General features: G+C 48.5%; 11 protein-coding genes. 6 read left to right on the top strand and 5 right to left on the bottom strand.

Annotated features, from left to right (window positions below; genetic code table 11):
* Window positions 1-4: 4 nt before the first annotated feature.
* From H8527_RS07560 to H8527_RS07540, 5 genes are all read right to left on the bottom strand, one after another.
* On the bottom strand, window positions 5-787 hold the full coding sequence (locus H8527_RS07560) for a prephenate dehydrogenase/arogenate dehydrogenase family protein (protein WP_187547027.1): 783 nt from the start codon (window positions 785-787) through the stop codon (window positions 5-7).
* Between the two features lie 434 nt (window positions 788-1,221).
* Window positions 1,222-2,289 (bottom strand): bifunctional 3-deoxy-7-phosphoheptulonate synthase/chorismate mutase type II, encoded by a 1,068-nt coding sequence (locus H8527_RS07555; RefSeq protein WP_187547026.1) that lies wholly within the window; start codon window positions 2,287-2,289, stop codon window positions 1,222-1,224.
* 10 nt (window positions 2,290-2,299) lie between these two features.
* Complete coding sequence (locus H8527_RS07550) at window positions 2,300-3,481, bottom strand: pyridoxal phosphate-dependent aminotransferase (RefSeq protein WP_187547024.1); 1,182 nt, start codon at window positions 3,479-3,481, stop codon at window positions 2,300-2,302.
* A gap of 20 nt (window positions 3,482-3,501) precedes the next feature.
* Window positions 3,502-4,332: a prephenate dehydratase gene (locus tag H8527_RS07545; protein ID WP_187547022.1), complete on the bottom strand. Its 831-nt coding sequence runs from the start codon at window positions 4,330-4,332 to the stop codon at window positions 3,502-3,504.
* A gap of 429 nt (window positions 4,333-4,761) precedes the next feature.
* Entirely contained in the window at window positions 4,762-6,222 is a 1,461-nt protein-coding gene (locus H8527_RS07540) for a tetratricopeptide repeat protein (RefSeq protein ID WP_187547020.1), read from the bottom strand.
* A 272-nt stretch (window positions 6,223-6,494) separates the two neighbouring features.
* Here H8527_RS07540 and H8527_RS07535 point away from each other — a divergent pair, with 272 nt between their 5' ends.
* The 6 genes from H8527_RS07535 to H8527_RS07510 all read left to right on the top strand — a co-directional run bounded on the left by H8527_RS07535 (window position 6,495) and on the right by H8527_RS07510 (window position 12,401).
* Entirely contained in the window at window positions 6,495-7,070 is a 576-nt protein-coding gene (locus tag H8527_RS07535; protein ID WP_187547018.1) for a TlpA disulfide reductase family protein, read from the top strand.
* A 6-nt stretch (window positions 7,071-7,076) separates the two neighbouring features.
* Complete coding sequence (locus H8527_RS07530; protein ID WP_187547016.1) at window positions 7,077-7,823, top strand: ABC transporter permease; 747 nt, start codon at window positions 7,077-7,079, stop codon at window positions 7,821-7,823.
* The gene (locus tag H8527_RS07525; protein WP_187547014.1) at window positions 7,820-8,575 is read left to right on the top strand and encodes an ABC transporter ATP-binding protein; all 756 of its coding nucleotides are present in this window, start codon (window positions 7,820-7,822) and stop codon (window positions 8,573-8,575) included. The genes H8527_RS07530 and H8527_RS07525 overlap by 4 nt, the downstream gene beginning before the upstream one ends.
* Before the next feature lie 51 nt (window positions 8,576-8,626).
* Complete coding sequence (locus tag H8527_RS07520; RefSeq protein WP_187547013.1) at window positions 8,627-8,980, top strand: DUF3256 family protein; 354 nt, start codon at window positions 8,627-8,629, stop codon at window positions 8,978-8,980.
* A gap of 163 nt (window positions 8,981-9,143) precedes the next feature.
* Window positions 9,144-9,956: a polysaccharide biosynthesis/export family protein gene (locus tag H8527_RS07515; RefSeq protein ID WP_187547011.1), complete on the top strand. Its 813-nt coding sequence runs from the start codon at window positions 9,144-9,146 to the stop codon at window positions 9,954-9,956.
* 351 nt (window positions 9,957-10,307) lie between these two features.
* Window positions 10,308-12,401: an exopolysaccharide transport family protein gene (locus H8527_RS07510; RefSeq protein WP_222935134.1), complete on the top strand. Its 2,094-nt coding sequence runs from the start codon at window positions 10,308-10,310 to the stop codon at window positions 12,399-12,401.
* Window positions 12,402-12,466 lie beyond the last annotated feature (65 nt).

Raw genomic sequence — 12,466 nt, 5'->3', positions numbered from 1 at the left:
AGGGTCAAGGCTGAGCCGCGATGTTGGTGCGGATTTTCGCGAGAAACTCTGAAAGCGCGGCTTCATCGCGTTGCTCAATGATGCGGATGAGGTCGGTGAGACGGTCGCGAATTTGCGTGACCTGTGCACCGGTGAGGGGATTGAACAAGATTTCGCGCAGCAGACCTTCGTCTTCGTTTAGGACGCCGCGGGCGATTTTGAGGTGCCGCTTGAAGGTGGTGCCGGGAGCCGCCTGCGGCTGCATAACGGCAGCGAAGACGAAGGTGGAAACGAAGGGTACGGAGAGGGAATAGGCCACCGTTTGGTCATGCTCTTCAAAGGTGTAGTGGGAGATGTTGAGCCCCAGCCGCTGGTAGATGTCGCTGAAGAACAGTCGCCCCATGTGGTCGCCTTCACTGATGATGATGGCGTTTTCGTGCGAGAGACTGCCGAGGTTGGCAAAGGTGGGACCGAACATCGGATGGGTGGAAACGTAGCGGTGACCGCAGTGCTCATAGAAGTCCTTGAAGTCGGTCTTCACCGAAGCGATGTCGGAGAGGATGCACTCCTCCGGCAGATGGGGGAGCAGCGCCTCGAAGGTGGAGAGGGTGTGTTTGAGGCTGACGGCGTTGATGAGGAGTTCGGGGGCAAAGGCCTCGATTTCTTCAAGGGTGGTGAGTCGCTGGGTGTTGTAGAGAAAGCGCAGGCGGTGTGGGTCGATGTCGTAGACGGCGGTTTCGTGCTCGAAACTAAGGAGGTCGGTGAAGAACGACCCCATCTTTCCAGCGCCGGCAATGAGAATCTTCATGATGTTGTGCTTGAATGTGAGGGGGAGAATAGGGGAGTTGTAAGGGCTTTCATAGGGAAACAACCGCTGTCTTCGCGAGGGGAGAGCGTGGGGTGCAGCTCTTTCTTGAGAACTTTCCCTACACGCAAGGAGGAACTTCCGTACGTGCAAGGGGGGGACTTTCCGTAGAGGTAGGGGTGTTTTCTACATGTAGAAAATGAGCTTTCAACGTGTAGAAAAATCTTTTTCAACGTGTTGAGAGTTTTCTTTCAACACGTTGGAAGTTTAATTAGGTCAAGGCGCGATGACAACCGAAAACACGCTGGAACGCCCATCCTCCTTGGCCCGACTACGATGTCACCCCGCCGTCTTGACGAAAGCACGCACGAGAGGGCGGCTGTGCTGAGGTAGCGGTGAGGCGACAGACGTAAGGAAAGTGGGACAGAGTGTGCGAACTATTTGTTCATCACCTCGCCTTGTTGGGCAATGCTTTCCTCGTGAATGAGTTCGAGAAGGTCGCGCACAAAACTCTGGCTCATGCCGCAGAGCGAACCCTGAGCACCACGCTTGTCGAGGATTTCGGAATAGCGCGTGGTCTGGACGATGGTCATATTGTGCTCCTTCTTGTAGGTGCCGATTTCACGGCTGATGCGCATGCGCTTGTTGAGAATTTCGAGCAAGCGGTCATCGCATTCATCGATTTGCTTGCGCAGGCTCTCCAGACTTTCGGTCGGTTCGCTCACCTTGCGGATGGTGAGTTTGTCGAGAATGAAGTCGAACACTTCGGGTGTGACTTGCTGAGCCGCATCACTCCAAGCGGCATCGGGGGTGAAGTGACTCTCCACGATGAGACCGTCGAAGCCCAAATCCATGGCTTGCTGGCAGAGAGGGGCGATGAGTTCTCGACGACCACCGATGTGGGAAGGATCGCCGAAGATGGGGAGGTTGGGGATGCGACGACGGAGCTCGATGGGGATGTGCCACATGGGGCTGTTGCGGTAGATGCGCTTGTCGTAGCTTGAGAATCCGCGGTGGATGACGGCCAGGCGCTTGATACCGGCATCGTTGAGGCGTTGAAGACCGCCAATCCAGAGTTCGAGGTCGGGATTGACGGGATTTTTCACCAACACGGGGACGTCCTTGCCGCGCAACGCATCGGCCAGGTCCTGCATGGCAAAGGGATTGACCACGGTGCGAGCACCAATCCAGAGGATGTCGATGCTGTGGGCGAGGGCCGCCTCAACGTGTGCGGGAGTGGCCACTTCGGTGGCAGTGAGCATGTGGTACTCCTCTTTGACGCGTTGCAACCAAGGGAGGCCCACCTCGCCCACACCTTCAAAGCCACCGGGCTTGGTGCGGGGTTTCCAGATGCCGGCGCGGAAGATTTTGATGCCTTTGGCAGCGAGTTGACCAGCGGTGCGTAACACTTGTTCTTCGGTCTCGGCCGAACAAGGGCCGGCAATGACGATGGGACGTTTGGGCTCAATGCCCGGGAGTTGGAGGGGGAGAATTTCGAGTTCCATGAGGGGGATTTTAGCGAGGTTGGAAGACGGATTGAATGCGCGTGAGGGCTTCTTGGAGTTTTTCCTCATCGGCGCAAAGGGAAATGCGGATGTGGCGGCTGCCGTTGCTGCCGAAGATGAAGCCGGGGGTGATGAAGACGCGGGCTTCGTGGAGTACGCGTTCGGTGAGGGTTTCTACCTGGTCGATGGAGTCGGGGATGCGCCCCCAAAGGAACATCCCCACTTGATGGGCTGCGTAGGTGCAGCCGAGGGCGTGCATGATGGCTTCGGCGAGCTTGCGCCGACGGGCGTAGAGGGTGCGATTGTGGAGTTCATGCCAGGCATCGTCGTTGTCGAAGGCGGTCACGGCAGCCAGTTGGAGGGCGCGGAACGTGCCGGAGTCGATATTGGATTTCACTTTGAGTATCCACTCGACAAAGCGGGCATTGGTGGCGAGCATTCCCACGCGCCAGCCAGGCATATTGTGGCTTTTCGACATCGAGTTGAGTTCGATGCAACAGTCTTTGGCGTCTGGAATTTGAAGGAGGGAGAGACGCTCGTCGTTGAGGATGAAGGAATAGGGGTTGTCGTTGACCACAACGATGCCGCGCTCCCGAGCGAAGCACGCCAAGCGCTCGAAAGTGCGGTGCTGTGCTGGTGCACCGGTGGGCATGTTGGGATAGTTGACCCAAAGGAGCCGGACATCGGTGGTGTCCATCGCTTCAAGGGCGGCAAAGTCGGGTTGCCAGTCGTCTTCGGGAAGCAGATTGTAATGGACCACTTCGGCACCGAGCATCCGGGAGAGCGCTGTGTAGGCGGGGTAGCCGGGATTGGGCACAAGCACTTTTTCGCCGGGATTGACGAAGGTGAGTGTGATGTGAAGGATGCCTTCTTTAGAACCGATGAGAGGCTGGATTTCTTGAGCCGGATCGAGGTCTACTTGAAACCAGCGCTTGTAGAAACGCGCCATGGCTTGGCGAAGCTCGGGAATGCCGCTGGTGGGTTGGTAGCCATGGATGGTGGGTTGCTGTGCCACGGCACACAGTGTTTCGATGGTCCGGGGAGAAGGCGGATAGTCGGGGCTGCCGATGGCAAGATTGATGATGTCTCGGCCTTGGGCATTGAGTCGGGCCACTTCTTTGAGTTTGCGCGAGAAGTAGTATTCTTGCACCAACTGGAGTCGCTGAGCGGGTTGGATGGTGGGAGTGTTCATGGTGGTAAGGAGTAGATGGGTCAGTCGACAGCTCTGTATTCACCCAAAACGCGGAGCTCTTTGATGAGCGGCAGTACGGCATCGATACTTTGGCGATAGCGCAGATAGTCGGAATAGGTGACGTCTACATAAAAGAGGTATTGCCACTCGCGACCGATGATGGGTAGAGATTGTATTTTGGTCAGATTGATTTTGTAGAAACTGAAGATGCTCAGTACTTGTGAAAGGGAACCCTCTTCATGCGGCAGGGTGAAAACGATGCTGGCCTTGTTGGTCTGATAAGGTTCTCTGAGGCGGTCGGCGTTCCAACTATCGGTGAGCACGAGAAATCGTGTGAAGTTGTGCTTGTTGTCCTCGATGTCGGTTTCGATGACTTTGAGTCCATAGCGTGGAGCGGCTTGGGCGTGACAGATGGCAGCGTGCCCGTGGAGTTGCAGGCGAGCTATTCGCTCTGCCGAACCGGCGGTGTCGTCGGCTTCGACGATTTTGAGTTGCGGATGTTGCGCCAAGTAGTGGCGGCACTGCATCAAGGCAACAGGGTGTGAGTTGACCTCGACGATATCTTGCATCTTATCGCTCGGTAGGCACATGATGGAGTGCTCGATGTGCAACTTGTGCTCTCCAACAATCGTCACACCGCTCTCGCGCAGCAGTTCGTAGTTGTGCAGCAGGCTACCGGCAATGGTGTTTTCGATGGCGATGAGCCCGGTGCAGGTGTCATCAGCTTTCATAGTATCAAACACTTGCTCGAAACTGTTGCAGCACACAAGTTCGATGTCGGTGTCAGAGAAGTACTGGTGGGCGGCAATGTCGTGGAACGAACCGCGAATGCCCTGAATGGCTACTTTCATAGGAATGTGTAGGAAGAGCGTGGTGAAAGAGGGAAGAAGGCGAAGGATGCGTATTGCCCGCCTCAGAATAGCGCGCCAAAAGGCAAACTCAAAAAAAATCCCGCCTCAGAGAGCGGGATATCGTGACAAAGGTTTCAAACCTTGATGTTTTATTGGCATACAACGTCCCGCTTCACTTGCTGAGTAAAGTAAAAGAAGTAAAAGTAGGAGGCGTTAAAGCTAAACATAAGTTGTGACAATTGAGATTACACCGACAAAAGTACAGCATTCTTTTGATATAACCAACTTAAAGTAAAAGAAACTTACGAAATTGTAGCACTTTGTCGGAAAACTGAGGTACTAAGAAGCTATCAGCGCCAGATAAAAACAGCAAGGAGTTGTTTCGGTCAAGAAACAACTCCTTGCGATAGGGTAGGGCCGTGTAATCTTTTATTTGAGCACGCCCTTCACTTGGTTGGCGAGTTTGTCAGCAGGATCGATGGCTAAAATCTGATTGACGTATTGCTTGGTGCTGGCATCGTCGTTGTTCTTGAAATAGTAAATCATCAGATATTGGAGAGCCATCTTTTTCTGAGCAGCATAGTCGGCATTATCGCCAATGAGAGCAATGGCCTGCTTGTAGTACTCGTGAGGTTTTTCTTCGGCCTTCTGAGGGTCGGTAATCCAGAGCTGAGCACGATAGAACGGACCTTGATACTTCGTGGGCTGTTCTGCCATATACTCTTCGAAAATCTTATCACCGGCTTGGATGTACTTCATACGGTCGGCTTCGTCTTTGCTCTGATCTTTAGCAGCGATGTAGATAGACGCAAGACCGAACTTCTCTGCCGCATCGGCTTTTGCTCCGAGTAGTTCAAGGTACTTCTCATATACGGGAATGGCTTCAACAGCCTGTCCGTTTTGGCGATAGAGATGAGCCAAACGCTTATAGGCCTCAGCCTTAGTTGCATCCTTCTCGATGGCCTTCTTGTAGTATTCTATGGCTTGTCCCTTGTCTTCGAGAGCGTCTTGAGCAAAGCTGGCGGCATAAACGTAATCCAGATAGAGATAGAGACTGTCGTCGTATTGTTTTTCGGTCAAATACTTGATGCCTTCCACCGCATGTTGATAGTCTTGCGTGTCCATCTGCGAGAAAAAGAGCATACGACGCACTACGAGGTCCTTGGGATCAAGAGGAAGCAATTTTTCAGCCATGTCTTTAATCGTGAAGGGGTCCTTCTGGTTCATCAACGAGAGCAGGTAGTTCTCACCAGCACGCAAGTCGTTGAGGGTGAGGTCGGGGGTGCGGTCGAAGAAGTTCTTGTAGGCCGACACTGCATCTTTATATTCTTCTGCATTATAAGCAATGTCTCCCAATTCCTTATAAGCCTCTTTGTTGTTAGGTTCTTTGGCGATAATCTTTTCGAGCGTTTCTTTGGCTACAAGTGGGTTGACGTACTTGTAAACGCGTGCATTAAGACGGAGTGCCTCGATGTTGTCCGGCTGGTAGTTGAGGATTTCGTCAAACTTCTGGCCGGCACCGCCCCAGTCTTTGCGCAGCATAGCGACATGTCCGCCCAGCATCAAACCTGGAATATAAGCAGGGTCAAGGGTGTAGACTTGCTGTGCGCATTGTTTGGCACAAGGATAAATCTGCTTGTCGAGAAAGAACTTGCCGACGGCGACCAACTGCTCTTTGTCGCTCTTTATCTTCTTCAATAATTTACTGAAGGTCTTATTGGCGGCATCAGGATCGGTCAGTTGATTGGAAATAACTTCATCGGCCATAGCTTGAACATCTGCCTGCATAGCAGGTGCTTCGAAGTGAGTCGTTGTTTGTGCTTGAGCGCTATACACACCACCTAAAGAGAGGGCGGCAAACGCGAGTGAAAGGATGAACGTTTTCTTCATAAGGGTATATCGTTTATTTTCTTGATTTCATTTTTGCCTTTTGTAGACCTCCTTCTATGGTGCGAAGTCTACAAAATCAAGTGCAAATATAGGAAATTCTGCTCAAACGCCCACTATTCGATAGAAAAAAGTCGATGATTAAGGCATTTTTAGTGATTGATTTGTGACTTAGTGGGCAAGAAAGCCATTTGGGTCGTGAAAAAGGTGTATATTTGCACCAGGTAAAATAATGGGTGGCTTTTGATCACCCACCTTTTTAATACTCATCCTTTATGAAGAAAAGTCTTATCCTCCTCACCACAGTACTAATGCTGATGGCTACGAGCTGCACAAAGAAAGGTAATAATGCGGCTAATTCTCTCGAAGAGCAAACAGTAGATACTGCAACTAATGCAGCGGCTTCGGCCAATCCCAAAGCAAATGTAAAAACTGTAGACGCGATGCTCAATGGAGCAGATGCTCTCGAAGCCATCAAGAAAAACTATGCCGGAAAGGTAGTACTTTTGGATTTCTGGGCGACGTGGTGTCCCCCTTGTCGTGAAGCAATGAAAACAGTTGACCTCATTAAGCCTGCATTGATGGATAAAGGGGTTGCCTTTGCTTATATAACTGGTGTTACCTCACCTGAAAGTAATTGGAAAGAGATGGTGCCAACGATTGATGGCGACCACTATCGCCTGACTGAAAAACAATGGGTAGAAATTGGCAAGCTCTTAAATATGCCGGGGATTCCTGCTTATATGCTGATCAATAAAGACGGCAGCGTAGCTTTTTCCAACGTAACAGAAGGGGGATATCCTGGTAATGAAATCATTCAACAGCAGATTGAAGCCGCACTCTCTAAATAGCCGATAATGCTAATTCTTTCCTATTTGGAAGCTCTGGGGCAATATCTTATGCTCATGGGGCGTACCTTTTCTCGACCGGAACGTTTCCGAATGTTTTGGAAACAGTATACCAAAGAAATGTCACAACTCGGTGTTGACTCTATTCCCATAGTACTGCTCATTTCCTTTTTTATCGGGGCTGTCATCTGCATACAGATTAAACTGAACATCGAAAGTGCTTGGATGCCCAAGTGGGTGAGTGGATATGTGACACGTGAGATCATGTTGCTCGAGTTCTCCTCTTCAATTATGTGTTTGATCTTGTCCGGAAAGGTAGGGTCAAACATCGCTTCGGAAATTGGAACTATGCGCGTCACTCAGCAGATTGATGCGCTCGAAATCATGGGAGTCAATCCTGCCTCTTATTTGATTTTGCCCAAAATCGCAGGTATGCTGACCATGATTCCCCTACTCGTGGTCTTTTCAACCACGAGCGGAATTATTGGCGCTTATGCCACGGCCTATATTGGACATATTTTGACACCGGCCCATCTCACAGAGGGTATTCAGTATGATTTTAATCAGTGGTATTTCTGGATGGGAGTCGTTAAGAGCTTTTTCTTTGCGTTTATTATTGCGAGTGTGTCGGCTTATTACGGCTATCGTGTAGAGGGTGGATCAGTAGAGGTGGGTAAGGCATCTACCAATGCTGTGGTAACCTCTTCCATGCTCATACTCTTCTCTGACCTCTTTCTTACGCAACTGCTCTCATGATAAAACTTGTAGAACTCCGAAAATCCTTTGAAGACAAAGAAGTCCTTAAAGGCATAAATACCACATTCGAGGCTGGGAAGACTAATCTTATTATTGGACAATCAGGTTCTGGAAAAACTGTTCTGATGAAGTGTATCGTAGGACTTTTTGAACCCACTTCCGGACATATCTATTATCATGGTAGAGATTTTATGGCCATGAAGAAGAAAGAGCGCATGCTCCTCCGACGAGAGATGGGGATGATTTTCCAAAACGCTGCTCTTTTCGATAGCCTTTCTGTGCTTGAAAACGTGATGTTTCCTCTCGATATGTTCTCAGAGGAAAGTTATAAGCGACGTCGGCGGCGTGCAGAATTTTGTTTGGATCGTGTCAATCTTTCTGAAGCCGGAGATAAGTATCCCGGCGAAATCTCGGGTGGTATGCAAAAACGAGTAGCCATTGCTCGTGCCATTGCGCTCAATCCTAAGTATCTCTTTTGTGATGAGCCTAATTCCGGCCTTGACCCGAAAACATCATTGGTGATAGATGAACTTATTCATTCCATCACGCAAGAATTTGGGACAACAACCATCATCAATACCCACGACATGAATTCTGTTATGGGGATTGGAGAGCATATCCTATATATATATGGAGGTCATCGCGAATGGGAGGGCACGAAGGACGAAGTGATGACAGCTGAAAATGAACGCCTCAATAGCTTTATCTTTGCTTCTGATTTGTTCCGTAAAGTGAAAGAAATCAATGGGTGAATCTTGAAGAATTTTCGAGACTTGAATTGCATCCATAATACTTTTTTACAAATGCCACTTTTAAGCACTAAATGGACTATCGAGACGGTCTTTTTTGCCATTCCGCTTAATTTGCTTCCTTTGCTCCCCACGAATACACGTATGGATATGATAGACCTGTTTGATGCAGGGCAGAAAGCAGAGGTGGTAAATCGCTTGGGAGGAGTGAGCACATTACTTAGCAAAACCCCACAACATCTTGACGTGCAGCTCGCAGAGGGCATCTATTGGAAACTTTCTCTGCTCCCGGATTCAACCATGCAAATCACGCAAACCTACGATGAGGTGGATACAACTATTCTTGTGCGACATTATACACGAGAATGGAAGGAAATACGCACAACCTCTTCACTAAGCGAAAAGTAGAGGTTTCAATGAAAGTACCCAAAATGCACACATGAGAGTAAGAAAGTGCACACATTAGGCCCAACTCTTCCAAAAAGTTTAACAAATCCTTTGCAGAACCAACTTTTGCGATTACATTTGCAGAATACTATTATCTTCTAGTGAATATTTTTCAGAATACCATATGCGACTACACTCTTTATTCGCACTCGGGCTCTCTCTCTTTATGTGGAGTGCTTGCGATTCTTACCAAAAAGTTCCGTATTTTCAAGATCTTGCAGAAACTGGTGAAACCCCTATTTTGAAGGTAAACCCAGAGGTACTTCGTTTAGAACCTGGGGATAAACTCAATATCGTTGTGAGTAGTGCACTCACGCCCGAACAAGCCGCTCAGTTTAATTTACCGCTCCAATCAAGTTATATCGGAGTCACCGGACATGCAGCCACGCAAACCTCAATGCCCTATCAAGTTGACACAAAAGGCGATATAGACTTTCCTGTTGTTGGTAAAATTCGTGTAGCAGGGCTGAGCCGTGAAGAAGTAGAGGAGCAGATAAAGGATATCCTCATCAAGCAAAAACTACTCAACGATGCAATGGTCACTGTCGAAGTCCTTAATCATTATGTCAATGTCTTGGGTGAGGTCAATAAACCCGGACGTATCAATATCACCAAGGACAACTTAACTATTCTCGAAGCAATTAGTATGAGTGGTGATTTGACCATCATGGGGGAACGTCAAAATGTGTTGGTGCTGCGTAAAGAGAATGGAGTGCAGAAGCCTTATCGTGTAGACTTGTCGAGTGCCAAAAACGTTTACTCTTCTCCGGTCTATCAACTTAAGCAAGATGACATCGTCTATGTGCAACCCAATAAGACGCGTCAAAGAGAAAGTACGCCTTGGAGCAATTCTTGGCAAAATCCCGGCATCTACTTGTCTATGACCTCTGTCTTGGTGTCTGTAGCTGTCCTGCTCATCAATGTGTTCAAAAAATAAAGGTAAAAAGAAACGCTTATCATGGAAGATAAAGATAACATTACTCCCTCACAAGAAACAAAAAATGGTGTTGACATCGTTGATGTTCTCTACTTGTGCTTGGATAGATGGTATTGGTTTGTAGTCTCTGTCCTGTTGTTTTTAGGACTAGGCATGTATATGATTTTGCGTACGCCTCCCGTATACAATCGCTATGCTTCTGTCCTTATTAAAGACAATCAAAGTAGTAAGAATACATCAATAGATCAACAACTCGCCCAGATAGGGGTGGGGAAGGCTTCCAATGTCAACAATGAAATGCTGGCTTTCCAATCACCTGCATTGACAGAAAATGTTGTACGTCGCCTAAAGTTGGATGTAAACTATTCTGTGAGTGGCTTCTTTCACGATGAGACGCTCTACGGAAAAACACTCCCCATACAGGTGCAATTTCTTTCGCTGAGCGATGAGCGTAGTGCCATGTTGGACATTACCTATGAGCGTGATGGGCACTTTGAGCTCACGAACTTTGTAACCAACTTGGATCGTAAAATCGAAAAGACTCAAGTGGTTAAAGGGCATTTTGGGCAGATTGTCAACACTCCTGTCGGTCGCGTTCGTGTCACTCCCACCAACCACTTTGATGTGGTCGAGCATCAGCCTATCCACGTGCTACGTACTACCATGCGTAAAGCCATTGAACATTACAATAATGTGGAGATTACCTTAGCAGATAAAGGAGCTGAAATACTCAACATGTCCTTCAACGATGTCTCTCAAGAGCGCGCAGAAGATGTGTTGAGAATGCTTATAGATGCCTATAATGAGGCTTGGCTTGCTGACAAAAATCAAATTGCAGTAAATACCTCGAAGTTCATCAATGAGCGTCTACAAGTTATTGAGAACGAGCTTGGAAATGTAGATAAGAACATATCTTCCTATAAGAGTGCCAATCTCCTTTCTGATACTGATGAAGCCTCGAAGCTTTACATAAAAAAGACGGAGGAGAATACCGATAAAATGATGGATTTGAACAATCAAATCTATATGACGCGCTATGTGAGTCAACTCATTTCCAATGATAAAAAGAAGTACGACTTGCTGCCGGTTAATTCTGGAATCAATTCTACGGCTATTGAGTCTATGATTGGGGACTATAATAGCAACGTTTTGCAGCGTAATCGATTGGTGATGAATAGTTCGACAAGCAGCCCACTGATTGCAGATTTAGAAGACAGAATTTCGAAACAGCGTCAAGTTATCGGCGTTTCAATCAACAACTGGTTGCTCACGCTGCAAAACCAAGTCAAAAGTTTGACCTCTCAAGAGGGGACTTTAACTTCTAAAATGGCACAAGCCCCCAATCAGGCGTCTTATCTACAATCCATCAGTCGCGAGCAGAAAGTCAAAGAGTCGCTCTATATCTTCTTGCTCCAAAAGCGTGAAGAGAATGAGCTTTCGATTGCTTTTACGGCTTATAATACCCGTATCATCACACCGCCTATGGGGAGCAATAAGCCTATTTCACCGGTCAAGCGCAACATTCTGTTGATTGCTTTGGGTTTGGCTCTTGCCCTTCCTTTTGGCATCTTCTATCTGCGTGAGATGCTTGACACTCGCGTTCGAGGACGCCGAGATATGGAGAACCTTGACATTCCGCACATCGGTGAAATTCCTCACATGGACGCCTCCGTGGAAAGTTGGACTTCGAAGCTGTTGGTTAAGTTGGGCTTGAAGAAGTTGCCGCAACGTTTGGATAAGAACGAAGTGGTAGTAAAACCTCAAAATGCCAATATCATCAACGAGGCTTTCCGCGTGCTACGTTCCAACTTTGAGTTCTGCACCAATAAGTTTGGCAAAGGGGCCGTTACGATGGTCGTTTCAGCCAACCCAAATTCAGGAAAGACGTTTGTTACAATGAACTTGGCCATGAGTATGGTCATTAAGAACAAGAAAACCGTTGTCGTCGACCTTGACCTCCGTAAGGCCGCAACTTCGCTCTTTGTCGGACGTCCGAAATATGGTATTGCCAATTACCTCAATGGACAAGGCACGCTCGATGAGATTGTTTGCAAATATCGAGATACCGATTTGGATGTCATTCCGGTGGGCATCATGCCGCCTAATCCCACGGAGTTGCTTTATGCCGAGCGTATGGACCAACTCTTTACTGAACTGAAAGAGCGTTACGACTACATCTTCCTCGACTGTCCGCCGGTGGAAATTGTTGCCGATGCTGCTATCATCAGCCGCCATGCCGACTTGACGCTGTTCGTGGTTCGTGCTCACCTCCTTGAACGTTCCATGCTGCCGGAAATCAACGACTTCTACCGCAGCAACCGATACCCCAACATGGTCACGGTGCTGAACGGTACGCTTGACACTTACAAAAGCTACGGACACCATCGCTATGGCTACAGATACGGCTATCGCTACGGCTACGGCATAGACTACGGAAAGTCCTAAACGCATTTTTGTAAAAGCCAGCACGAGTCTTCACTTGTGCCGGCTTTTGCCTCTTCATACCTTCC

The sequence above is a fragment of the Alloprevotella sp. Lung230 genome, from assembly GCF_014385435.1.
In the GTDB taxonomy this organism is placed as follows: Bacteria; Bacteroidota; Bacteroidia; order Bacteroidales; family Bacteroidaceae; genus Alloprevotella.
The sequence above is the reverse complement of the archived record's forward strand: the minus strand, read 5'-3'. Positions and strand labels throughout refer to the sequence as shown.